Source organism: Ureibacillus acetophenoni, from assembly GCF_900220965.1.
Taxonomy (GTDB): Bacteria; Bacillota; Bacilli; order Bacillales_A; family Planococcaceae; genus Ureibacillus; species Ureibacillus acetophenoni.
Genome location: NZ_OBQC01000008.1, coordinates 122,203 through 145,913 on the forward strand (window position 1 = coordinate 122,203; position 23,711 = coordinate 145,913).

General features: G+C 33.7%; 23 protein-coding genes and 1 riboswitch. Of the genes, 10 read left to right on the forward strand and 13 right to left on the reverse strand.

Features of this window, described 5'->3' with window-relative positions; all coding sequences use genetic code 11:
- Positions 1-23 precede the first annotated feature (23 nt).
- Together CRO45_RS11930 and CRO45_RS11935 are read right to left on the reverse strand one after the other, a co-directional pair.
- A complete protein-coding gene (locus CRO45_RS11930) occupies positions 24-440 on the reverse strand; it encodes a DUF1284 domain-containing protein (RefSeq protein ID WP_097149875.1) in 417 nt (138 codons plus the stop codon).
- A gap of 333 nt (positions 441-773) precedes the next feature.
- Complete coding sequence (locus CRO45_RS11935) at positions 774-1,298, reverse strand: ribonuclease H-like YkuK family protein (protein ID WP_097149876.1); 525 nt, start codon at positions 1,296-1,298, stop codon at positions 774-776.
- Positions 1,299-1,452: 154 nt separating this feature from the next.
- On the opposite strand from CRO45_RS11935, the gene CRO45_RS11940 reads away from it, so the two are divergent.
- A complete protein-coding gene (locus tag CRO45_RS11940) occupies positions 1,453-2,169 on the forward strand; it encodes a DUF3298 and DUF4163 domain-containing protein (RefSeq protein WP_097149877.1) in 717 nt (238 codons plus the stop codon).
- Positions 2,170-2,535: 366 nt separating this feature from the next.
- Here CRO45_RS11940 and CRO45_RS11945 read toward each other — a convergent pair whose 3' ends face one another.
- The 3 genes from CRO45_RS11945 to CRO45_RS11955 all read right to left on the reverse strand — a co-directional run bounded on the left by CRO45_RS11945 (position 2,536) and on the right by CRO45_RS11955 (position 5,533).
- Positions 2,536-3,585 (reverse strand): tartrate dehydrogenase, encoded by a 1,050-nt coding sequence (locus CRO45_RS11945; protein ID WP_097149878.1) that lies wholly within the window; start codon positions 3,583-3,585, stop codon positions 2,536-2,538.
- A 117-nt stretch (positions 3,586-3,702) separates the two neighbouring features.
- Positions 3,703-4,593 carry a 4-hydroxy-tetrahydrodipicolinate synthase gene (dapA, locus tag CRO45_RS11950; protein WP_097149879.1) on the reverse strand — a complete coding sequence of 297 codons (891 nt, stop codon included), beginning with the start codon at positions 4,591-4,593 and terminating at the stop codon, positions 3,703-3,705.
- 116 nt (positions 4,594-4,709) lie between these two features.
- Positions 4,710-4,889: riboswitch (Lysine riboswitch) on the reverse strand.
- A 188-nt stretch (positions 4,890-5,077) separates the two neighbouring features.
- A complete protein-coding gene (locus CRO45_RS11955; RefSeq protein WP_097149880.1) occupies positions 5,078-5,533 on the reverse strand; it encodes a hypothetical protein in 456 nt (151 codons plus the stop codon).
- A 288-nt stretch (positions 5,534-5,821) separates the two neighbouring features.
- On the opposite strand from CRO45_RS11955, the gene CRO45_RS11960 reads away from it, so the two are divergent.
- A complete protein-coding gene (locus tag CRO45_RS11960) occupies positions 5,822-6,034 on the forward strand; it encodes an alpha/beta-type small acid-soluble spore protein (protein WP_097149881.1) in 213 nt (70 codons plus the stop codon).
- Positions 6,035-6,115: 81 nt separating this feature from the next.
- On the opposite strand, the gene CRO45_RS11965 is transcribed toward CRO45_RS11960, so the two are convergent.
- Together CRO45_RS11965 and CRO45_RS11970 are read right to left on the reverse strand one after the other, a co-directional pair.
- A complete protein-coding gene (locus CRO45_RS11965; RefSeq protein ID WP_097149882.1) occupies positions 6,116-7,039 on the reverse strand; it encodes a ketopantoate reductase family protein in 924 nt (307 codons plus the stop codon).
- Between the two features lie 118 nt (positions 7,040-7,157).
- Positions 7,158-7,829 (reverse strand): restriction endonuclease, encoded by a 672-nt coding sequence (locus CRO45_RS11970; RefSeq protein WP_170949483.1) that lies wholly within the window; start codon positions 7,827-7,829, stop codon positions 7,158-7,160.
- Positions 7,830-8,019: 190 nt separating this feature from the next.
- Between CRO45_RS11970 and CRO45_RS11975 the strand changes: the two genes are divergently transcribed.
- Positions 8,020-9,282 carry a cytochrome P450 gene (locus CRO45_RS11975; protein WP_097149884.1) on the forward strand — a complete coding sequence of 421 codons (1,263 nt, stop codon included), beginning with the start codon at positions 8,020-8,022 and terminating at the stop codon, positions 9,280-9,282.
- A gap of 24 nt (positions 9,283-9,306) precedes the next feature.
- On the forward strand, positions 9,307-10,482 hold the full coding sequence (locus CRO45_RS11980; RefSeq protein WP_097149885.1) for a DHH family phosphoesterase: 1,176 nt from the start codon (positions 9,307-9,309) through the stop codon (positions 10,480-10,482).
- Between the two features lie 74 nt (positions 10,483-10,556).
- Here the strand turns inward: CRO45_RS11980 and CRO45_RS11985 are convergent, their stop codons facing one another.
- Positions 10,557-11,225, reverse strand: coding sequence for a hypothetical protein (locus CRO45_RS11985; protein ID WP_097149886.1), 669 nt, complete (start codon positions 11,223-11,225; stop codon positions 10,557-10,559).
- 239 nt (positions 11,226-11,464) lie between these two features.
- On the opposite strand from CRO45_RS11985, the gene CRO45_RS11990 reads away from it, so the two are divergent.
- The 4 genes from CRO45_RS11990 (at position 11,465) to CRO45_RS12005 (ending at position 17,659) form a co-directional block, all read left to right on the forward strand.
- Positions 11,465-12,523 carry an LLM class flavin-dependent oxidoreductase gene (locus CRO45_RS11990; RefSeq protein ID WP_097149887.1) on the forward strand — a complete coding sequence of 353 codons (1,059 nt, stop codon included), beginning with the start codon at positions 11,465-11,467 and terminating at the stop codon, positions 12,521-12,523.
- Positions 12,524-12,841: 318 nt separating this feature from the next.
- Entirely contained in the window at positions 12,842-14,143 is a 1,302-nt protein-coding gene (locus CRO45_RS11995) for a glycosyltransferase family 2 protein (RefSeq protein WP_235864583.1), read from the forward strand.
- 193 nt (positions 14,144-14,336) lie between these two features.
- Positions 14,337-15,113 carry a DUF4097 family beta strand repeat-containing protein gene (locus CRO45_RS12000; RefSeq protein WP_170949484.1) on the forward strand — a complete coding sequence of 259 codons (777 nt, stop codon included), beginning with the start codon at positions 14,337-14,339 and terminating at the stop codon, positions 15,111-15,113.
- A 176-nt stretch (positions 15,114-15,289) separates the two neighbouring features.
- Positions 15,290-17,659: a polyprenyl synthetase family protein gene (locus CRO45_RS12005; RefSeq protein WP_097149889.1), complete on the forward strand. Its 2,370-nt coding sequence runs from the start codon at positions 15,290-15,292 to the stop codon at positions 17,657-17,659.
- A gap of 49 nt (positions 17,660-17,708) precedes the next feature.
- On the opposite strand, the gene CRO45_RS12010 is transcribed toward CRO45_RS12005, so the two are convergent.
- From CRO45_RS12010 to CRO45_RS12025, 4 genes are all read right to left on the reverse strand, one after another.
- Positions 17,709-18,620 carry a DMT family transporter gene (locus CRO45_RS12010; RefSeq protein WP_097149890.1) on the reverse strand — a complete coding sequence of 304 codons (912 nt, stop codon included), beginning with the start codon at positions 18,618-18,620 and terminating at the stop codon, positions 17,709-17,711.
- A gap of 135 nt (positions 18,621-18,755) precedes the next feature.
- Complete coding sequence (locus CRO45_RS12015; protein WP_097149891.1) at positions 18,756-19,325, reverse strand: manganese catalase family protein; 570 nt, start codon at positions 19,323-19,325, stop codon at positions 18,756-18,758.
- A gap of 48 nt (positions 19,326-19,373) precedes the next feature.
- Positions 19,374-19,634 (reverse strand): spore coat protein CotJB, encoded by a 261-nt coding sequence (locus CRO45_RS12020; protein ID WP_328588628.1) that lies wholly within the window; start codon positions 19,632-19,634, stop codon positions 19,374-19,376.
- Positions 19,631-19,855: a spore coat associated protein CotJA gene (locus tag CRO45_RS12025; RefSeq protein WP_097149892.1), complete on the reverse strand. Its 225-nt coding sequence runs from the start codon at positions 19,853-19,855 to the stop codon at positions 19,631-19,633. The genes CRO45_RS12020 and CRO45_RS12025 overlap by 4 nt, the downstream gene beginning before the upstream one ends.
- 171 nt (positions 19,856-20,026) lie before the next feature.
- Here CRO45_RS12025 and CRO45_RS12030 point away from each other — a divergent pair, with 171 nt between their 5' ends.
- Positions 20,027-20,731, forward strand: coding sequence for a DUF421 domain-containing protein (locus CRO45_RS12030; RefSeq protein ID WP_097149893.1), 705 nt, complete (start codon positions 20,027-20,029; stop codon positions 20,729-20,731).
- 84 nt (positions 20,732-20,815) lie between these two features.
- Here CRO45_RS12030 and CRO45_RS12035 read toward each other — a convergent pair whose 3' ends face one another.
- Positions 20,816-21,469: a carboxymuconolactone decarboxylase family protein gene (locus tag CRO45_RS12035; RefSeq protein ID WP_097149894.1), complete on the reverse strand. Its 654-nt coding sequence runs from the start codon at positions 21,467-21,469 to the stop codon at positions 20,816-20,818.
- A 261-nt stretch (positions 21,470-21,730) separates the two neighbouring features.
- Between CRO45_RS12035 and CRO45_RS12040 the strand changes: the two genes are divergently transcribed.
- Entirely contained in the window at positions 21,731-23,626 is a 1,896-nt protein-coding gene (locus CRO45_RS12040; RefSeq protein ID WP_097149923.1) for a PrkA family serine protein kinase, read from the forward strand.
- Positions 23,627-23,711: the final 85 nt, after the last annotated feature.

Here is a 23,711-nt window from a genome sequence, read left to right on the forward strand (position 1 = left end):
TTTTAAAAATTATAGGCAAGTGATTATTTTACTTCCCATAACCCCTTGCCATCAATAATATGTTGGATACCTTCTTCACAAACTCCATAAGATCTCCAATTACAAGTTTCGCAAACAGTTTGAATGTCCATTGGAACAACAAATTTTTTTACCCGTTGCTCAATTTCTTGCCACTTTAGTTTTTCTCCGATCATGAGCCCCATTTTTTCTAATATCACTGCATCTCTAATATAAATATTTTCATTTTTACAATGGTACTCTCCGGAATTCGGATACTTTTCGCATAATTGGTCAGGTCCCTCAACTATTTCCACAAAAGTTTCGGGATGACTTCTCAATGTTTGATGTAATTTTGTCATGTTCTCTACATAATCTTTTGAGTAGCCCATGCCACGATATCCTAATAGGCAAAATAGGTGATGACCTCGTAATTGAATCATAAATTTTCCCCCTAGTTGAATTGTGTGTTAACTATTGTTTTAATTTGGTTAACTAATAGTTTTATAGTAACATACTAAGAATGAAAAGAAATAGAAGATTATACTCGAAATACTGGGATGTCTAATGAATATCCAGTGTCTAGCATATATTATTCAAATCATTATTTAACAAATAATCTTATGACAAGCAATGAGTTAAATCTTCATGTTTCCAGAAAATAGTAAAAATGCAGGGTGATATGATGATATTTTGCGGTGAAATACAAAAAGAGCGGATCTCCACCTGAGAATCCGCCTATAAGGTTTTGATTGAATTGGAAGCTTTGGAGGATATTATTTCGTAAATCGATTAGCGTAACTACTTGCAACAAAGGAGTGCGGCTTAATTTTTGCTTCTAAACCTATGGATTTCATGCGCGATATCATTTCGTTAACAAAAATACGAGTTTTGTTTCGGTTACCGGACCCGATATCAATATGACCTTCAATTGTGAAGCTTGCGCCTTTATAAATATGAGGTAACACGATATCAATTAATTGATCTTTTTTCTCTCTTGTAAATAACGATACAACCTCTTCCGTTAAAGAAGTTTCATAGGATATGCGTTCATGTAAATTGGTCATTTTTCTATGAACGATCACTTTACGAAAACACGCCCAAACACCTTTTCGTTCTTGTTGAATGACAATCCCAGTGATAAATTTCGTTAACCTTCCATGGACTTGAGAATCGGTTCCAAACATTAACCGGAAATTACCGGTTGGATCTTTCTCCATAAATTGAATGATATGACGGAAAACTTGGTCAAAAGACATTCTCTTATCGCTAAGATTTTGAAAGGTACTATTATTTTCCATATGTTGCCTACCTTTCTGTTTTAGTAAGCTATTAATAAAGCTTATTCATGTAATGTGTAAAAAAATTAGTCAAATAAATGAAAATGCTCGCGAAATTGTATGAATTAGTGGAATTTGCTCATGTTAAATTCAAAAAATGGAATGAGGTTTAAGTATGATTGCTACAAATTTAATCAAAGTTTTCATTGGTTTTAGCACATTATTTACATACTTTGATTTTGAGCAACCATCGAACATGATGGAAGTAAGCGAGTTAGTTGAGACATCCGTGTTCGTCGAATCTAATACTTATAAAGAGGAATTTTTAGTTTATCCCCAAGTAACAAATATGAACGATCAAAAAGCTCAGGGGAAAATAAATGAAGTGTTTAAAACGCAAATTAAATCCTCTTATGAAGGTTATTTGAAGTTAAAAGACGACATGGAAAAGTTTAAAGGAGAAGAAAAAAAGCATTGTGAAGAATTCCCGTACTCTTGTGAGTATAGTTACATTACTCGATTTGAAGTTATGTTCAACCAAGATGGTAAGCTGAGTATTTTATTCTATGATTCAATATATTCTGGTGGGGCCCATGGAATTGAAACGGTTGCAACTTATAATTTTGATACTAAAACAGGAGAACTTTACACACTAAAAGACATTATTTCAAATGAATCAAAATTTGAGAGTTTAACTGAATATGCAAAGAAATTTATGAAAGACCATCAGGAACTCTTCTTTGATGAAAATATAATTGGGGAATTTAAGGTGAGTGAAGATACACAATTTTACTTTACTGAAAGTGGAATAGATTTAATCTTCCAACAGTACGAAGTAGCACCATACGCAGCAGGTCATCCGACGATTAGCATTCCAAATTCTGAATTATAATATAAACAGCGACTTAGCCATCTACACTAACTATCGGTGTGGATGGCATTTTTACATTTGTGATAGGAACTTTATTAAGTAATAAAATATTTCTACTAGTTACCTTCGGAAGGGTGGATTCTAATAACTCATTAATATTTTCTAATATCTCCTTTTGTTATTCTAATAAGTCATGGATTTTTTCTAATAACTTACTAAAAATAATAAGAATCTGAATTAGATTCTAATAATGGCTCCATTTATTCTAATAACTACATCAGATTTTCTAATAAGTTACACTATTTCTCTAATATCAAATTGTATAACCTTTCCAAACATAAAAAAGACCCCTAAAGAAAGAGGTCTTACAAATAACATATTACTTAATTATAAATTTTTAATAATAGCATCTTTTACATCAGCAAGAGTAGATGTTCCACCTAAATCGCCAGTTTTAATACCTGAAGCAAGTGTTTTTTCAATGGAATTTAGAATACGAGTTCCCGCCTCGTGATGTCCTAAGAAATCTAGCATCATCTTGCCTGTCCATATTTGGCCGATTGGATTTGCAATTCCTTTTCCTGCAATATCAGGTGCAGAACCGTGAACAGGTTCGAACATAGAAGGATATTCACGTTCAATATTTAAGTTAGCAGCAGGTGCAATTCCAATACTTCCCATAATAGCTCCACCTAAATCAGTTAAAATATCACCAAATAAATTAGATGCAACAATTACATCCAGTGTTTCTGGTTTCATAACCATATAGGCAGCTAAAGCATCAATATGATTAGATACTGAATTAATTTCAGGGTAGTCTTTTTTTACACTGTTAAAGACTTCATCCCAAAATGGCATAGAATGGGTAAGTCCATTGGATTTTGTTGCACTTGTTACATGACCTTTTGTGTTTTTCGCTAATTCAAAAGCATAACGCATCGCTCTTTCGGTACCTTTTCTAGTAAATACTGCATTTTGAATTGCAATCTCATCCGCTCCACTATGAATACGACCACCACTATCTGAATATTCACCTTCGGAATTTTCACGTACAACGGTAATATTAAAGTTTTGTGGGTTTTTTAAAGGAGACTCCAATCCAGCTAATAGTTTAGCAGGACGAACATTGATAGATTGTTTCATTTCACGACGGATTTTAATTAATAACCCCCAAAGGGAAATATGATCAGGTACTAGATGAGGCATACCAACTGCGCCTAAAAAGATTTGATCAAATTTTTTTAATGTTTCAATTCCGTCCTCGGGCATCATTACACCATGCTCTAAGTAATACTCACATCCCCAAGGGAAATAGGTCCATTCAAATTGGAAACTTCCATCAATTACGGCGATTTTATCTAAAACTTCAATTGCTGCAGGTACTACTTCTAATCCAATTCCATCTCCAGGAATTACGGCGATTTTATATGTATTCATTAATGACACCTCTTTCAGGAATATTTTGACTATTAGAACAATTATAAGTGTAAAGGAAAAATAAATAAATACAAAAAAGAGAGTGGGAGATTATTCACCCACTCTAAAGAAAGGTTTCTATAATAGAATTTCGTCTTTTAAGTATTGTGCCAACACTGATTGTAATGTATTTAACTCGTTCTCATTTAACGGTACCATTGGAAGGCGGACACCACCAACAGGAATACCATTTAAATTTAACGCAGCTTTTACAGATGTCGGATTTGGTGTAGCAAATAAAACATTCATTATTGGAAGAAGTCTACGATGATCACGAGCTGCTTCTTGGAAGTTTCCAAGTTGGAATTTTTTAATCATCGCTTGCATTTCATTTCCAATAATATGTGAGGATACAGAGATTACACCAGTACCACCAATCGATAGAACAGGAATAGTCAATCCATCATCACCACTATATAAAGAAAAATCTTCAGGAGTTCTTTCAATCATTTCAGCCATTGCACTTAAATTTCCACTAGCTTCTTTAATAGCAACGATGTTTTTAATTTTTGATAGTTCAACAACTGTTTCAACAGCTAAATTAACAACACTTCTACCTGGAATATTGTATAAAATGATAGGCAATGTAGTTGCTTCCGCAATTGCTTTAAAGTGTTGGAACATTCCTTCTTGGGAAGGTTTGTTGTAGTAAGGTGTTACAAGCATGATGCCGTCAACGCCAGCATTTTCTGCTTGCTTTGTTAGTTCGATTGAAGCTCTTGTGTTGTATGAACCAGTGCCTGCAATAACAGGAATACGTCCATCTACTACTTTTACTGCAAATCTAAATAATTGTACTTTTTCCTCGTCTGATAACGTTGGAGATTCTCCAGTCGTTCCAGAAACAACTAAACCATCAGTACCGTTTGCGATTAGATAATTAATTAAGTTTTCAGTTGCGTTCCAATCGATTTCACCGTTATTCTCGAAAGGAGTTACCATTGCCGTTAAAATTCTTCCAAAGTTCATTTCTTCTCCACATCCTTAACTTTTTTTAGAAAATAGAGGGAGAAGGGCGTTACAGTAAACGCAAAAAAGCAACAACGAGGGTTCGCTGTTGCTTAGAAATAAAGTTCATTTCCTTCGCGTAAGATAGCCCTCCACATAGTTTCCTATATGACAATCCTGCACTTATTCAATGCAGAACCAGCTTCAAGAACAATGAGGTTTCTTGAAACTTCGGCAAATTCCCCTTTCCACAATCATCAGCGGATCTCATTATCCTCCAACCGTGTACTAATGGTTTTTGCGCCTCTATCCTTACTTCAAAATTTGAAATAAGAAATTATATAATTAACCAAATGATACCCCTTTTCAAATTGAAAAGCAATAGCGAAAAATGTCTAAAAACAAATAATGAAAAATAATATTTATATTTTACTGAATAGTTAGACAAACAATGTGTGAAAATTTTATAGAAATATTACTTATTTATGTATGGAACTTTTAATTTTCACTTTTTCAATTTGACGAAGTATTGAATAGTAGTCCCGATAATAATTAATAGGACAACTAATATGGCGATATATTGAAAATTTAATACGAGTAATTGCCATCCATTCTTTACTGCAAAAATTAAATCGATAAAAACAAGATGAGCAATTAATATTAAGAGAAGTTTGTTTAATCTAGAATCATGTTTTGAAACGATAGCTTTTCCCATTTGAAATAACAATCCTATTAAGATTATTACCCCTGTAAATATTAATAGGGTAGGTAAGAGCAAATTCCAAAGAAAACTAATTTGATCATTCCCATTAAAAACTAGATCTACTAAAGAATTTCCCGATTCAATTTCGCCCATTATCGGTTTGGATAACCATCTTGATAAAATTACCATTAAAAATGTAAAGGCTAGTCCAATAGAATAAACAACTAAATCAAAACTATCCTGGCTTTTTTTAACCAATAAGTTCTCTCCTCTCAAATCCCAATGACCTTAGTAATTTAATGTATGTTGAGATGATCGTAATTAAAACGAAAGAATGAGTGATGTAGAACTCTTTTTAGTCAATTTTTAAAGTTAAAATTAACATTTCATAACGAATGTTGTTTTTAATAATGTATGAACTAATTATCTACTATTAATAGATAAGAACAATGGATTGCTGATTATTCATAACTATTGCATTTATTTAATGATGTATTAAAAAAAGCCTCCTTGTGCATTCTAAATGACACAAGGAGGTGAAAGAAAATGGCTTCTAACAACAGCAGTTCAAATAAGTTAGTATTTCCTGGGGCACAAGCAGCAGTAGATCAAATGAAATATGAAATTGCACAAGAGTTTGGTGTTCAGTTATCAGCAGATAATTCTTCACGCGCTAACGGATCAGTAGGTGGAGAGATTACCAAACGCCTTGTGCAAATGGCTGAAGCACAATTAAGAGGTAGAACTCCAAGCGAATAATACTTTAACAATGAGGTTGGTTCACATGTTGAATCAGCCTCTTTTTACGAATTTATTTGTTAGCTAAGTTATCGCCAAATATTAACGAACATATTCACTTTCAATGGAAGAAATTTTTTCGTATAACATTTTGTTGACTGGAACTTCAATACCATGTTTTTTCGCGTATTTTAAAACTGTTCCTGAGAATAGTTCAACTTCGCTAAATCGTTTTGCATCAACATCTTGAGCCATTGATGGCTTACCATCAGGACTTAATGTTCCTAGCACTTTTAGCCAATAGTCCACATCATTCTCTGTTAAACTAATTCCTTCCTTGTCCGCAATTTTGAGGACTTCACGCATTGCAGCAATCATTGTTTGACGCGCTTCACCTTCATTTTGTACCTCACCGTAGTTACTTTTATAAACCGCAACTGTTTGATTTACACCAACATTCAGCATAAATTTCCCCCATAATCGATGGTTCATGTTTGTATCAATTTCATGAGGAAGCTCAGTTTGTTTGAAAAACTTTTCAACAGCTTTCACATTTTCAGAAATAGTACCGGGTTCTTTATCGCCAAAGACTAGTATTCCTTTGTGTGCATATGTTAGTTCATTATTTACTTTTACAGCATCCATTCCTTGAGCGACACAATATAAAACGTTATCAAACCCAAATGCTTGCCCAATCATTTCTTCGCTTATTATTCCATTCAAGGCTGACATAAAGATTGTATTCGGTCCTACATGGTTCTTTACAGAATGGATTGCGTCTTGTAATCCATCAAACTTAACCGTAAAAAGAATTAAATCAGAAGGTGAAACTGCACTCTCAGGTGTAACAAAATTGAAATTACAAAGTTCTCCGTTACAATAGATACCTGTTTTCTTATAACGATTGATACGGTCTTGATCGGCAATAATTCTTACATTATCTTTAGGTAATACATTTGAAAAGTGATGTGCGTACATAATGCCTAACGCACCTAAACCGATAATTGAAACAGTTTTAATCTCCATTTAATCGCAACCTTTCCACGAAAGTTTATGTATTGAAATAAGTGTATCATATGAAAAGTGCCAGGTACTCACACAATTTAGAAACAATTCTGAATTGTGTGAGTACCTGGCACCAATTTTATTTGTTTAATATGAATGACAATGCTGTGGCAAATCTGTATTTATTGTTCGTTGTTTTTAACATTTTCTTAAGTTCATCTCTATTAATTAGCTTTATGTTACTTTTTTTGGCAAATTTCTTCGCTGATGATGTGTAGTATTGATTGGTTATTATGATAGCTCCATTTGCATTATGTTTATTTACTACGTCTAGTACCTCGTATATTACATTCGGTCCTACTCTAGTTGCCATTCGTTTTGTTTGAACTACATATGTTTTCAACCCTTTTCTAATGATTAAATCTGCTTCACGTTCTTTTGAACCTTTTAATAATTTTGTTTCATAACCTTGTCTTTTAAAGATTGGTTTTAGGAATTGAACTACTTCAATACAGTTTAATTGGTTAATTCTTTTCTTTTCCAATTTGTATAGTTTTCTAACCTTCAATTTATTAAAAAATCTTGCTATAAGTCTAATTATCGTACCTATTTTATTAATTAAAAATAATCCAAGTGGTCTATATAGAAAAGATAGAACGAGCAGAAGAATTAAGTAAAATTGAATGTTTAATAAGCTTGGTTTAATGGAAAATAAATTAAGTAAAGTTATTACAATTCCAAAGCCTAAAAAGCTTAGTAGTAATAAGTGGGTCATATTATAGTTATTTGTTCTAGTTACTTGTCTTCTCATATTTAGCATCCTTTAATGATTTTTTAGCGGAATGAATATTAGAACTTCGCCTCGTAAGTAACAGCTCCCCTTTAAATTGCGGTTCTGTAACTTGCTAATAGTATCGACAATAATTGCACAAATTATCAATGAGGTCGAAGAATGTGTAAATTTAAACATTCAGTACAACGATTAAAAGGAGATGCGTTTAATGACAAATAATGGAATTCCAAGAGAAGAAGGATTGGATCATACATTACCTTTACTAAAAGAAGGGTACGAGTTCATTATGAATAGAAAGAGGAATTTCAATTCGAATATTTTTGAAACTCGTATTATGGGGAAGAAATCTATATGCATGAGTGGGCGGGATGCGGCACAAGTCTTTTATGATACAGATCTTTTTCAAAGAGAAGGTGCAGCCCCAAATCGCTTAGTACAAACTTTGTTTGGGGAAAATGGTGTACAAACCCTTGATGGAGAAGTACATCGACATCGTAAAGAGATGCATATGTCCATTATGAGCGAAGATAATCTAAAGAAATTTACAGAAATCGCCGTACAATATTGGGAAAAAGCATTAGATCAATGGAGTAAGAAATATGAAATAGTATTGTATGATGAAGTGAAAGAACTACTTTGTAAAGTAGCTTGTACTTGGGCCGGAGTTCTAGTGGATGAAGAAGAAGTTAAATGGCTTACAAAGGAACTGAGTGAAACGTTTGAAGGCGCAGGTTCAGTCGGACCAACCCATTGGAAAGGGAGAAATGCCCAAAATCAACTGGAAAAATGGATGATGGAACTAGTTCATAAAATTAGAGATGGAAGACTCATTCCACCTGAAGATACGGCTTTACACAAATATACATGGCACAAAGATTTAAACGGGAATTTATTAGACAAAAATATTGTAGTTGTCGAATTGTTAAATGTCTATAGACCTATTATTGCTATTTCAGTTTATATTAATTTTATTGCACTGGCATTAATCGAGCATCCGGATGAGGTAGAAAAACTTAAAAATGCTGATGAAAAGTATACGTATATGTTTATTGATGAGGTGCGTAGATTTTACCCATTCTTCCCATTTATTGCTGCGAAAGTAAAAGATGATTTCACATGGAGAGATTATAAAGTTCAGAAAGGTTCTCTCGCATTTTTAGATATTTATGGTACAAATCATGATGAAAATCTATGGTTGTACCCTGAAGAATTTAATCCAAACCGTTTTGCAGACCAAGGAAATGATCGATTCAGCTTTATTCCACAAGGTGGTGGAGAATATTTAACTGGACACCGATGTGCTGGAGAACAGTTGACGATTGAGATGATGAAAGTAAGTTTAGATTATTTAGTGAATCATATGGTATATGAAGTACCAGAGCAAGATTTAACGTTTGAGATGAATGAATTCCCAAGCATACCACGTAGTAGAATCATACTTAGAAACGTTGAAAGAAAATTAACACATTAAGATTATTCCTTATGAGGTGGAACTATGTATAAACTGTTATCCCATAATGATTTAGATGGGGTTGGTTGTGGTATTTTAGCGAAGCTTGCCTTTGGCCAAAATGTGAAAGTCCGTTATAATTCCGTATCCTCTCTAAATCGCGAAATAGAATTTTTCTTAGAAAATGACCATCCTGATACTTTCTTATTTATTACAGATCTTTCACCTAATGAAGAAAATGAAAAGAAATTACAACAGTTTTTTAAGAAACATGGAAATGTTCAACTAATCGACCATCATAAAACAGCACAACATTTGGACGAATATGAATGGGGTTATGTTTTAGTTGAAGATGTTAATGGTCGTCTAACGAGTGCAACCTCACTCTTCTATGAATATTTGACTTCTAATAACTATTTGGAGAAAAGCAATGCAATTACAGAGTTTGTTGAGCTTGTAAGGCAGTATGATACGTGGGAATGGGAGAAAAATGAGAACCATAAAGCTCATCTATTAAATTCCCTCTTTTATTTAGTTTCCATTGATGAATTTGAAGAAACAATGATTGAACGTTTGCAAGCTAATGACAGTTTTGATTTCGATGATTTTGAAAAAAGATTGCTTAACATGGAAGAAGATAAGATTGAGCGATATATACGACGTAAAAGAAGAGAAATTGTCCAAGCGAAAGTAGGTAAATATTATGCTGGCGTAGTGTATGCTGAGTCCTACCATTCCGAATTAGGAAATGAGTTAGGAAAAGAGCACCCACATCTTGATTATATTACGATACTAAATATGGGAGGTAAGCGAGTATCGTTTCGTACCATTCATGACCATGTAGATGTATCGGAAATAGCTGGCCATTATGGCGGAGGCGGTCATCAAAAAGCATCAGGATGTAATCTAACGGATGATGCCTATAAATCTTATGTGTTGGATACATTCCATTTAGATGCTATTCAAGAAGATGCAAAACGGAATCGACATAACTTAAAAGAATCAGCCTTTGGTGCTATGTATAAAAGTCGAAATGAAGATTTATTCTTTATTCACCCAAAAGATGATAACTGGATTATTGAACATAACAAGGTCATATTGGAAAAAGTATTTAAAAGTTACCTAGAAGCTGAAATATATTTAAAAAGGACGTATGAGGCATGGCTCGTACGTGATGAAGAATTTGTAGAATATTTAATGAATGAGGTTAGAAAAGCATAATAAAAAATACTCCGAAAATCAAAGTGATTCTCGGAGTTGTTCTTTTTCTTGAGCTTTTAGTTTATCTAGCTGTTTTATTCGTCTGATATGTTATTGTCTAAAATATTATAAAGATATTCCCACTTCCCATAATCCATTAATTCCTTCTGATGAAGTTGAAAACCACCACCAAGGAATACTGTATCTCCTTGGATTGCAATTACCATTGCTTCTAGACCAATATCTGTTTTCTTGAAAACATCACCAATAGAAAGGCTAAACTCATCATCATTTAATAGATCGTTCTCATCCCAGTATTCCTCGTTTGAATACGATTTATCTTTATAATCGATTGGGTTACTATATTCAAAACGTCCAGGAACCATTAATAAATATTCACTATGTTTAATACCATTTGAGTTTGTTGTAACTACCCCTTTCGATTCAACCGATGCTACAACTTCAATCTCATTTAAAGAATAATGATCTAAATAATCTGGATCTGGATTGGTAATTAAAATATAGTCACCAACTTGTGCATTACGATCTTTGTTAAGGGTATATCTTTTTTTATTAAAAATAAAACTATCGCTTACTTTTGGTTGATATTTTTCAATATCTTTTGCGAAACATAAATGTTGTGACATATCCCGTAAGCGATATAAGTGAACAGATTGTTTAAACATTGTTTTTACCGAGTAAACCTTGTGTAACTCATTGTTATAGTAAACAAATTGTCCTTTTCGTACTTGTAATAAATTCATGAAAACGTACCTCCGAATTTCAACAGTATAAATACATATTGATAAACTTTTGAATGTATCCATTAAGGTTCATATATAAAGTAGTCTTTTCCAAAGTTGTAGAATTATAATAAAAAGCAACATATAATTTCCCGATAAGTCAGGAACATTGAAAATTTAAGTAACAGTAATGTAAGATGGAAATTAATTGTTATATAAGATGTGTAATAGTTACTTTTTTAATGATTGGGGGAACTACCGTGGAAATAGGTTTAACAACGTTCGTTGAAACAACACCTGATGTTAAAACGGGAGAAGTTAAAAGTCATGCAGAACGTTTACGGGAAGTAGTAGAAGAGATTGTTCTAGCTGATGAGGTAGGTTTAGATGTTTATGGAGTAGGTGAACATCATAGAAAAGATTATGCATGTTCAACACCTGCAGTGTTATTAGCAGCTGCAGCATCTAGAACGAAAAATATTCGATTATCCAGTGCAGTTACTGTGCTGTCTTCAGACGATCCTGTACGTGTATTTCAAGAGTTTTCGACTGTAGATGCAATTTCAAATGGACGTGCTGAAATAATGGCTGGTCGTGGTTCTTTCATTGAATCATTTCCGTTATTTGGATATGACTTAAAAGATTATGATGAATTATTTGATGAAAAATTAGATTTACTACTGAAGATTCGCGATAATGAGATTATAAATTGGGAAGGGAAACATCGCCCTTCCATTCATAATAGGGGGGTATACCCAAGACCTGTTCAAGACCCGCTTCCAATATGGATTGCTAGTGGTGGAACTCCACAATCAGTTGTCCGTGCTGGTGTACTAGGATTACCTCTAGCTTTAGCTATCATTGGTGGAAGTCCACTACAATTTGGTGCACTTGTGAAACTGTATTATAGAGCGGCACAACAAGCTGGACATGATATATCAAAACTTACAGTTGCTTCACATTCCCATGGGTTTGTCGCTGATACGACTGAGGAAGCTATAGAAAAATTTTTCCCACCAACGCAATATGCTATGAATGTTCTTGGAAGAGAGCGTGGATGGGGACAATATACTCGTGAAACCTTTGACCATGCACGAAGTCTTGAAGGAGCATTGTATGTTGGAGATGTACAAACTGTAGCGGAGAAAATTATCTATCTTCGTAAACATGTAGGCGTAACACGCTTTATGCTTCATTGTCCTGTAGGTTCTATGCCACATGAAGATGTTATGCGATCAATAGAACTGTTAGGTAAAGAAGTTGCTCCAATTGTTAGAGAAGAAGTAGCAAAATGGGAAGCGGAAAAACAAAAACAATAACAAATTTAGAATAAGAGCTGTTTTTATAGAAATTAATTCTATAGAAACAGCTTTTTATATTGGGAAAATAAGTAAAAGTAATCATAATCAACAAAAAATTACAGAAAATGCATTTTTATATGGCAAATAGGATATAACTAACACAATTGACTTTCAAAAGATGAAAGTGGTGCTTTTACAGGAAGGTTACAAAAGATTTACAAAAATTAACACTATATATAGAACGGTACTATTCTTGAATCGTCAAATATATTAGAAGTCACAAATTTCTAACAATGAACAACTTCTTTTCAAAACGTTTTATGTGGAGGCATAAACTTGAATTTTCCAATTACAACTTTTATTGAACGATTTAATTTTATTATGTTTTTATTATTCGCATTAATGTATTTTTACCAGATGATCTACATGTTCATTGCTTTTAAGGCAAAACGAACTTTTAAGCGTATGAATAAGAAAATTAAATATAACAAAATTGGAGTTATTATTGCAGCTCGAAATGAAGAAGTGGTAATTGGGCAACTTATAAACAGTATCAATGCTCAAAATTATCCAAATGAATTAATCGACATATTTGTTGTTGCAGACAATTGTACAGACCAAACGGCAATGGTAGCAAAAAGAGAAGGAGCAATCGTAAAAGAGAGGTTCAATACCGAACTCGTAGGCAAAGGATTTGCATTAGATTTTATGCTAAAGTTCATTGAGAAAGAATATTCCTATAGAAATTATGATGGATTTCTCGTCCTTGATGCGGATAATTTGCTAGATAAAAATTATATTGCTGAAATGAATAGAACCTTTAACGAAGGATACAGAGTTATAACAAGTTACAGAAACTCTAAAAATTATGATCAAAATTGGATTTCCGCAGGCTACGGCCTTTGGTTTTTACATGAAGCAGAGTATTTAAATTTACCTCGTATGACCCTTAAAAATAGTTGTGCTATTTCTGGTACAGGGTTTTTAGTTAAAGCGGATGTATTTAGAGAAAATGGTGGTTGGATACATCACCTATTAACAGAAGATATTGAGTTCTCTGTTTCTCAAATACTTAAAGGTGAAAAAATAGGTTATTGTAGAAATGCAGTACTTTATGATGAACAACCCATTACATTTAAACAATCATGGCATCAGAGATTACGATGGGCAAAAGGGTTCTATCAAGTGATTAGTAATTATGGAAAGCGGTTAATGGGTGGAATCTTATTTAAGAAAGGTAACAGATTTTCTTGTTATGATATGGCCATGACACTCATGCCTGCGATGTTAATTACATGTTTTAGTATTGCAGTAAATAGTAGCTTTTATGTGGCCGCCATCTTTGGTTTTATAGATGAAAAGAATATTATATTAGTTACAACGATGTCCATTATCAAATCCTTTGTTTGGTACTATAGTATTTTATTTATTGTAGGAGTAATTACAACCATTACGGAATGGAATCGAATTCATAGCTCAGGCTGGAAAAAGATTATGTATACTTTTACCTTCCCAATTTTCATGTTTACGTATATTCCAATTGCAATCGTTGCGTTATTTAAGAAAGTTGAATGGAAACCAATTCCTCATACAGTGGCAAAATCAATCGATGAAATTCTTGAAAATGTGAAAAATTAATTGGTATTCTCAAACTACACTCGTATTAGGTGTAGTTTTTTCTTATTTAAATAAACATCTTGTTAGGGAATTGATACTTTTTATTAAAATACGACTAGAGACGTAGATGAAGTTACAGTTTTGGGTCATGTTATGCAATATTTCAATCATATATCATATAGTTATAACGAACAGACGAAAGGTTGTAATTATAATGAAAAAATCTTATATAATCATTTTACTTGTTATCCTTATTGGAATTAGTTTAGTAAACGTTGCATGGGGGTTCTTCACAGGTGGCGGGAAGGAAGAAGTTCAAATTGATCGTGAACAATTTGAACATGTTGAAATTGACACGACAAACGCTGACATTCAAATACATGTTACGGATAGTAGACCGTATGTAGAATTAGTGAATAAACAAAAGTATGACTTACAAGTTGAAGTTAAAGGAAAATCATTGGATATTGAAGTAGATGAACCTTGGTTTAACTGGTTTTCATTTGATTTTTCATTTCGTACACCGAAGTTAAATGTATATTTACCAAAAGAAATGTATGAGACGATAGAAGTAAAAACAAACAATGGAAAAATTGATGTGAACGGATTAGAAGTAAAAGAATTAAATACGGAAACGAATAATGGGAGAATTGTTGTGAAAGATGTGATAAGTTCTACAATTTATACAGATTCAAACAACGGTAAAGTAATATTAGAAAATATTACAGGAAAAATTATTGGTGAAACTCACAATGGAGATATCATTATTACTAAAGATGTAATTGATCAACCAATGGAACTTGAAACGCACAATGGAGATGTTACTGTTCAAACGAAAAAAGAACCTGAAAATGTCACATATCATTTTAAAACTCATAATGGAGAGGTAACGGTTTTCGGTTCAGAATACTTTAATCCAGTTGTAGGAAACGGCGAAAATTTAATCCAATTAAGAACGCATAATGGAAATATCACTGTAAAAAAGCAATAATAATAGAAGGCTTAATCGGTTTGCTGGTTAAGCCCTTTTGTTTTACATTTGAATCTTTACAAGCTTCTAATAGAAGTTTCACTTTATCGTTTTAAAATGAAGTAAAGATTAATATAGTTTAAAGTATAGTGTCTTAAGTTTGGATGTTAATAGTAAATGTGTAAAGGTGAGTTTTAATGAATGATTTAAACGTAATAGATGCAAATAGGTGTTATATGGAAGCGGAAAAGAAGGCGATGCAATACTACTCCTCATTACAAGCGCAAATTGATGAACAATTATATATCCAAACATTAACAGAAGACATTCAGTCATGGAAGAAAAATCATGTTCATTCAGGGGTGCTTTCCCTCATTAAGCGTAAACAAGATCCTCGAAATAAATTAAATTATAAACAATATATAAATTGGCTTGAACATAAAGGGAAGTTAAGAAATTATTTAGAGCGTAGTGTATCATATATTTTTTTACGAGATTTAGGGAGAACTCTAAATTCAATAGATACACAACAAAGAATCCAAACCATAGTTAATAATTTAATAAAACAAATGAAAAATCCAAATGAACGTAATGATGAATTTGTTGAAATGTTTAGTTATAAAGGAATGTATCGGAAAGCACAAGAAGAAAAAGTAGAAGCGACAATGATTTGGTTGTTTGACAAACTTCATTTAGTGACAAAAAATTTACCAGAAGAAATGGATGCACTAAATGCACGTCGAAAGCTCATAAAAATAATCGCTGGCGTAATGATGCACGTGAATGAAGAGATGAACGACTCTTATAATGAACAAGAACGTGCAAAAAAGTTTGAAGAGGCGATCCGTTTAGGTTATTCCTATGGTTTAACATATCCGTTTATAGATGATTTACTAGATTCGAATGTATTAGATTCTGACGAAAAAGTGCGCTATTCCAATTTAATCCGAGAAACATTAATAACAGGAGAAGTTCCAGACTTCGGTGTGTGGCACGGAAAAAATGGAGCACTAATGGAATATATTCATGACGAGTTAAGTGAAGCTTTTCTATACTTAAAAAACTACCAAAAAGAACAATCGAAATTTTATGAACAATCCTTTGTATTTTTCCACTCCCAAGAAGTTGATCGTAGCAAAGATTTAAGTTACTCCCAATATACGAACGAAGAGTTATTTATTCCTGTCATATTAAAATCTTCATCTTCAAGATTAATTGCGCGGACTATGGTAAATGTAGATGAGGATGAAGGGTTTGAGGAGCGCACATTCTATTACGGAATTTACAATCAGCTTGCAGATGATTTTGCTGATATGTTTCAAGATGAAAAAGATGGCGTCGTTACCCCTTATACGTATTTTTTGAAGTATCACAGAACGAGAAAAGATTTAATGAATCCATTTGAAATGTATTGGACTGTTATTTTTAACTTAATTCATAATGTGTATCATTCAGATGAAAAAACGCGAGAAATTATTTTTGACCGAGCGATCAATGGGTTAAAACGATTTAAAGAAAAGCATGGAAATGAAACGTTTAAAAAGATAATGAATTTATTTTCTTTAAGAAACGGGAAATTTCAAAAACTAATAGAGCAAATGGTCAATAAAGCTGACGATGTTGATTTTTATGACAAACTTTTAAGAGATCAAATGTTAGCCTCATTTAAAAAAGAAAAAGAAGAGCATGAGGAATTCTCTCAAACGATTAAAGAAGTTCAGCAAAAAATAAATGATCATTTAAAAATAGATTCTGATAGCGATATAATCGTAAAAGAGTCTGTCATTGATGCAGCGAATTATAGCCTAGATAGCGGGGGAAAACGTCTAAGACCAATTATGACATGGTTTATGGGTGTAAAGGTATATGGGTTAAACGAAAGCAACCTTTTCCCTTTATTAAAATCGTTAGAGTATATGCATACTGCTTCGTTAATTTTCGACGACTTACCATCACAGGATAATGCGTCAACACGTCGTGGACATCCAACGGTTCACCAAATGTATAATGTAGCAACTGCAGAATTAGCGGGTCTTTTCCTTACGCAAAAAGCATTTGAAGAGCAAGCATCGATGGAACATTTTGATTCGAAATCGGTTTTAAAGTTAATTAAATACGCAGCGAAAATGACTGCTGAAATGTGCCAAGGTCAAGCAATGGATTTAGCATCAAAAGGGAAATCTCTATCTTTAGAAGAGTTAAATACGATAAGTTTATATAAAACTGGATTAGGTTTTGAAGCTTCATTAGTAATGCCAGCCATTTTAGCTCAAGCGAATGAAGAGGAAATTACATCATTGAAGAAGTTTTCAAAACATGCAGGAATCGCTTTTCAAATTAAAGACGACTTATTAGATGTGGAAGGGGATTCTACATTATTAGGAAAAAGAATAGGAATTGATGTTCTAAATAATAATTCTACCTTCGTTTCCATTTTAGGAATCGAAGGAGCGAAAAAAGAGATGTGGAATCACTATTGCATTGCAATAGAATCGGTAGAAAAAATCCCAAGAAATATATCATTCCTTAAACATTTTTTAAATTACATTGTGCATCGGAATAAATAATTAAGTAGAAAACCCTTTCTAAAGTATTTTTCTTTAGAAAGGGTTTATTTTAATTTACACTCGATTCTATGTTTTTCTTTCTTAAAATTTCATGTCGTTTTCCAAAATAATTTACGATCAGTACACCTGTAATGGCAATGACTCCACCTGCAATTGACATCATAGTAGGCAATTCATTAATCCAAATCCAAGCGACAATTATTGCAATAACTGGCTCTAAGTATAGTGTGCTAGATATAGAGCTTGCTGTTGCTAATGATAACGCAATCGCCCATGTTAAATATGCTACTGCAGTAGGGAAGATACCAATGTAAATCGCAGTGATGTTCGCTTCCAAGGTTGCCGTTTGAATTGTTTCGAATAATCCTGGAGCAAATACGAAAAAGGGAATTGTTCCTGCCCAAGTAAAATAGGCTGTTAATTCAATAGCTGAATATTTTTGAAATAGCGGTTTTTGAAACACAAAAAATAGTGATGTGGCAATTGCAGCAAGTAAAATTAAAATAACCCCTGGTGAAATGCCAAACGCATCTCCTGAACCGATAGAAATGATAATGATCCCTAAAAGACCAAAACCAAGGCCGAACCAACCAACTTTCCCGAGTCGTTCTTTTAAGAACCACATCGCAAACAGTGTTGTAAAAATAGGACCTGATCCTATTAATAACCCTGCTGTACCTGCGTTTACTGTTACTTGTCCAAATGTATTACAAATATGGTAACCACTAATTCCTAAAACCCCTAAAAAGAATATTCTTAAAATGTCTTCTTTTGCAGGTAATCTGAACTTAACGTTTGGTAATAATGCAATGATAATAAAGAGAATCGACGCAATAACGAAGCGGACTAAAATTAAATGTCCTGCAGGATAACCCCCTTGTAAACCAACACTATTTGCCGCAAAAGTTGACCCCCAAATTACTACTGTTAAGAGTGCTAATAATAACGCTTTTAAATTCACTTCTACACCATACTTTCTAGCTAATTCATAAACTATATCTTCTCATGTAATAGATTGATTGTACAAGACGATAATATTTGCTAATTCTAACACAAAAATCCCCCTCACTACATTCTGTGAGGGGAATTATTATATTTAGAAAATTTTCTTCTTACCTTGATCTTCTTTTAATATTTCTACAGCTTCTCTAAATCTTAAAGAATGAATAACTTCTCGTTCACGTAAAAATCTCAACCCATCATTTAAGTCTGGGTCATCTGACATATCAATAATCCATTGATACGTGGCACGTGCTTTTTCCTCAGCCGCGATGTCTTCATAAAGATCTGCAATCGGGTCCCCTTTTGCTTGAATATAGGATGCAGTCCAAGGAACACCAGAAGCATTATGGTAAAACAACGCGTGATCATGGTTTGCATAATGATCCCCTAAACCTGCAGCTTTCATTTGCTCTGGGGTAGCGTCTTTAGTAAGTTTGTAAATCATTGTTGCAATCATCTCAAGATGGGAAAATTCTTCCATAGCAATATCGTTTAAAAGACCGATTACCTTATCTGGAATAGTATACCGCTGGTTCATATAACGTAGTGCAGCAGCGAGTTCACCATCTGCCCCACCATATTGTTCAATTAAAAACCTAGCAAGCATCGGATTACATTCGCTTACCCGGACAGGATACTGGAGTTTCTTTTCGTAGTAAAACAGAACTAATCACTCCCTTAGCTTTAGACTAATTTCATCATAACAATGTCGCTATACTTGCCAAGGCCACGGTGAATCATCTACGTCCCATGGATAGTTTGAAAAGCTTTTTCCGAAATTCATTAATGGACCAAATTGTTTTTCGAATTCAATTTTAAGGAGCATGGAATGGTGTGATGCTTCGTTAAATTGCTGGATGGCATCTACATCATGCGGGTGAGTATTTAAATAGAGGTTCAAATCAACAATAACAAAATCGATCGCTTGGATTTCTTCTAGAAGTTGGTAATACTCGGGTGGCATTTTCTTCACGGTTTTTCCACCCCTTTATTTGGATCTGGATATGGGCTATATAATTGTGGCCATAGTGTACCGTGCATTAATGCTTGTTTGGGAGATTGGAATTGTGGTAGTCCAGGTGGCTGGAAATTCATATATAAGTGTGGAGGTGTGGAATAACTTTTTACTCGTATTGGTTTACAAGGGTCATAAGGACTGACATAGGGACGCCAATACTTGAACTGAGAATGCATTAGATCCTCCTTTCAGTTGATCATTACCAAGTAATATATATGATGCTTGTTAAAGTTATATTCATTAATAACGTAAAGTTTTAATAATGATGATTAGTCGAAGGTGTGCTCGTATATTTCATTTGTTAAGGGTGAAAATAATACGAGAATAGTTAAACGGAGGAATAACAAGTGGATTTTTTCCATGGACAAGAATCATTAACCGCAATTCAGTGGGGTTTAAGGGCAGTAGTAGGGTTTTTCTTTTTATTTATTATTGTAAAAGTAATGGGCCTTCGTTCAATCTCACAGCTAAGATTACTTGATTATGCAATGGCGATTTTAATTGGAAATATAATAGCTCACCCATTGTCCGATGAAGGATTAGGATTGATGGGTTCTTTCATAACAATGACTGTATTAGTTATTCTATATACAATAGGTACTTTTTTAACTTTAAAGTCTTTACCATTCCGACATTTTATTGCACATTCACCAATTCCACTTGTTAAAGAAGGTCAAATAATAGTTAAAAACTTAAGAAAAGCAAGAATCTCAGTTGATGATTTATTGTCTGAACTTAGAAAAGAGAAAATAGATGATATTAAAAAAGTGGCTTTAGCAAATTGGGAACCTGATGGAACAATTACAAGCTTTCTTTTCCCAGAACACCAACCCGTTACGAAAAAGGATTTGCAAATAACTTCAGAGCCATTTTCCTTTACCACTGTAGTTGTAAAAGAAGGGAAGATTGATTATAAAGAGTTAAACAAAACTTCGATCGATGAGAACTGGTTAAAAGTTGAGTTAAGTGCAACATATCACGCTGAAATTGAAGATGTATTAATTGCATCAATCGATCAAAATAAAAAACTAAAAGTGTTTCTTTCAAAATGATTAAGGGACTACAACTTTTTTGTTAGAATTTACAAAAAAAGTGATGTAGCCCCTTTTATTCTTTGTGTGATATTGTAGGTTATTTTACTCGTTATAACTTTGAATCATATTGATCATATGTGCATAGGCTCCACCTGCACATAAAGCAGAAGAAACTAAGATCGCTTCAGCAAGTTCTTCATTTGTAGCTCCGAGTTTAAGAGCATTTTTGGTATGGACATCGATACAATAAGGGCATTGAGTAGCTGTTGCAACCGCAACGGCAATAATTTCTTTAAATTTTGCAGACAATTTTCCCTCTTTCATGGCTGTCTGACTAAAATTTGAGTATCCTTTAAACCCATCTGGTGCGTATTTATTAAGCTCTTTTAAGTTTCTCAAATTAGAACGCGTATACAACTCGTCAGGAGAGTTCTCAAGATTTGCATTGTGTACGTGTGTACTATGTGTTACTACTCCACCAGCTTCAATTGCCATTGTAACAAAAACAGCTTCAACTAATTCCTCTAAAGTAGCTCCTGCTACTTTTGCCTTTTTAGTATGAGTATCAATACAGTATGGACACTCAGTCACGTGAGCGATAGCAACAGCGATAATTTCTTTTTCCTTTTTTGAAAGTGCACCAGCTTTTAAAACAGCGGCATCAAATTGTTGAAAAGCTTTCAGCTGGTCGGGGGCTAACTCTTTTAATTGGAAAATGTTCTTAGAAGCACTTTTATCATAATAATTTTCGGACATTTTTTAGACCTCCATTTATGCTGTATTGTGTTTGTATAGGTAAAGCACCTTAATTATACAAATGAATTTCCTATAAAAGTAATTTTTTGCTCGTCCCAATGGGTCAAGCAAAAAATATTAATATACAAAACTTTTGAAAACCGCTTTAAATAAGGAAAAATAAAAATAACATTTTTGTAATATGTGAAGACTATGAATCTTAATCCCTCGAACTTCATAGTATGTTTAATAAACCATGCCATGGGGAATGGAGGTAAGACTATCAGCATCTTAAACAAGGTTAGGAAATACCGTGATGATGAGAACAGGTTGAAGTGGGAAGGGACATTCGCGGAATATTTAGAACTTGTGAAGAAAAGGCCAGAAATCGCTCAAACAGCTCATTCTCGTGTTTACAGCATGATTAGAAATGCTGGTGTAGAAGTAAAAGATGGACAAAAGTCATATAACTTTTTTAATAGAGAAATGTTTGGATTAGAATCAGCACTAGAGCGTTTAGTAGAAGAATATTTTCATCCTGCAGCAAGAAGACTTGATGTTCGAAAACGTATTTTGCTTTTGATGGGTCCAGTTAGTGGTGGTAAGTCGACTATTGTGACGATGTTAAAAAGAGGATTAGAACAGTTTTCAAGAGCAGAAGAAGGTGCAGTTTACGCGATAAAAGGTTGCCCAATGCATGAAGATCCATTACATTTAATACCACATCATTTGAGAGATGAATTTTATGAAGAGTATGGAATTCGTATTGAAGGTAGTTTATCGCCACTAAATACAATGCGCCTAGAAGAAGAGTATGGTGGTCGTATTGAAGATGTGATGGTGGAACGTATTTTCTTCTCTGAAGATAGACGAGTTGGTATTGGAACATTTACACCATCAGATCCTAAATCACAGGATATTGCGGATTTAACTGGAAGTATCGACTTCTCAACAATTGCAGAATATGGATCTGAATCTGATCCACGTGCATATCGATTTGATGGGGAGCTTAATAAGGCAAACCGAGGTATGATGGAATTCCAAGAGATGTTGAAACTAGATGAGAAGTTTTTATGGCACCTGTTATCTTTAACACAGGAAGGGAACTTTAAAGCAGGTCGCTTTGCTCTCATTTCGGCAGATGAGCTTATCGTAGCCCATACAAACGAAACGGAATACCGAAGCTTTATTTCCAATAAGAAGAACGAGGCGCTTCACTCCCGTATTATCGTAATACCGATACCTTATAACTTGAAGGTGAGTGAGGAAGAGCGCATTTACGAAAAAATGATTCGTGAAAGTGATATGGCACATGTTCATATTGCACCACATGCATTACGAGCGGCGGCTATCTTCTCAATTTTAACAAGACTAGAAGTTCCAAAAAAACAGGGAATTGATCTACTTAAGAAGATGCGCTTGTATGATGGAGAAAATGTTGAAGGGTTTAATGAAGTAGACGTTGCGGAATTGAAAAAGGAATTCCCGAACGAAGGTATGCATGGAATAGATCCACGTTATGTTATTAACCGAATTTCATCAGCAATTATTCGTAAGGAAGTACCGTCAATTAATGCACTCGATGTTTTAAGATCATTAAAAGATGGACTGGACCAACATCCATCCATCTCTCAAGAAGATCGTGAGAAGTATATTAATTACATTGCTGTTGCAAGACGTGAGTACGATGAAATTGCGAAAAACGAAGTGCAAAAAGCATTTGTATACTCTTATGAAGAGTCTGCTAAACACTTAATGAATAACTATCTTGATAATGTGGAAGCATTTTGTAATAAAAACAAAATCCGTGATCCATTGACTGGGGAAGAAATGAATCCAGATGAGAAGTTAATGCGTTCGATAGAAGAACAAATCGGTGTATCTGAAAATGCGAAGAAGGCATTCCGTGAAGAAATATTAATTCGCTTATCAGCATATGCGAGAAAAGGACAACGTTTTGACTATAATTCCCATGAAAGATTACGTGAAGCTATCCAGAAAAAGCTCTTTGCAGATTTGAAAGATATCGTCAAAATTACAACGTCGTCTACAACACCTGATGAATCACAACTTAAGAAAATTAACGAAGTTGTGGCGACACTTGTTGATGAGTATGGTTACAATACAACAAGTGCAAATGAGTTGTTAAGATATGTTGGAAGTTTGTTGAATAGATAATGCAAAAATTAGAGTGCCTGGTAATGTGTTAGATCCAGGCACTCTTTTATCTCTTCAAAAGATAAAAGTACCCGAGAAATGGGTA

Bases quoted from the DNA above. Each gene is read 5' to 3' on its own strand.
- CRO45_RS11945 (WP_097149878.1), bottom strand. From the start codon at position 3,585: ATGAATACATATAAAATCGCCGTAATTCCTGGAGATGGAATTGGATTA.
- CRO45_RS11980 (WP_097149885.1), top strand. From the start codon at position 9,307: ATGTATAAACTGTTATCCCATAATGATTTAGATGGGGTTGGTTGTGGT.
- CRO45_RS11985 (WP_097149886.1), bottom strand. From the start codon at position 11,225: ATGAATTTATTACAAGTACGAAAAGGACAATTTGTTTACTATAACAAT.
- CRO45_RS11935 (WP_097149876.1), bottom strand. From the start codon at position 1,298: ATGGAAAATAATAGTACCTTTCAAAATCTTAGCGATAAGAGAATGTCT.
- dapA (WP_097149879.1), bottom strand. From the start codon at position 4,593: ATGAACTTTGGAAGAATTTTAACGGCAATGGTAACTCCTTTCGAGAAT.
- CRO45_RS11975 (WP_097149884.1), top strand. From the start codon at position 8,020: ATGACAAATAATGGAATTCCAAGAGAAGAAGGATTGGATCATACATTA.
- CRO45_RS12025 (WP_097149892.1), bottom strand. From the start codon at position 19,855: ATGCATTCTCAGTTCAAGTATTGGCGTCCCTATGTCAGTCCTTATGAC.
- CRO45_RS11960 (WP_097149881.1), top strand. From the start codon at position 5,822: ATGGCTTCTAACAACAGCAGTTCAAATAAGTTAGTATTTCCTGGGGCA.
- CRO45_RS11930 (WP_097149875.1), bottom strand. From the start codon at position 440: ATGATTCAATTACGAGGTCATCACCTATTTTGCCTATTAGGATATCGT.
- CRO45_RS11940 (WP_097149877.1), top strand. From the start codon at position 1,453: ATGATTGCTACAAATTTAATCAAAGTTTTCATTGGTTTTAGCACATTA.
- CRO45_RS12000 (WP_170949484.1), top strand. From the start codon at position 14,337: ATGAAAAAATCTTATATAATCATTTTACTTGTTATCCTTATTGGAATT.
- CRO45_RS11970 (WP_170949483.1), bottom strand. From the start codon at position 7,829: ATGAGAAGACAAGTAACTAGAACAAATAACTATAATATGACCCACTTA.
- CRO45_RS12005 (WP_097149889.1), top strand. From the start codon at position 15,290: ATGAATGATTTAAACGTAATAGATGCAAATAGGTGTTATATGGAAGCG.
- CRO45_RS12035 (WP_097149894.1), bottom strand. From the start codon at position 21,469: ATGTCCGAAAATTATTATGATAAAAGTGCTTCTAAGAACATTTTCCAA.
- CRO45_RS11965 (WP_097149882.1), bottom strand. From the start codon at position 7,039: ATGGAGATTAAAACTGTTTCAATTATCGGTTTAGGTGCGTTAGGCATT.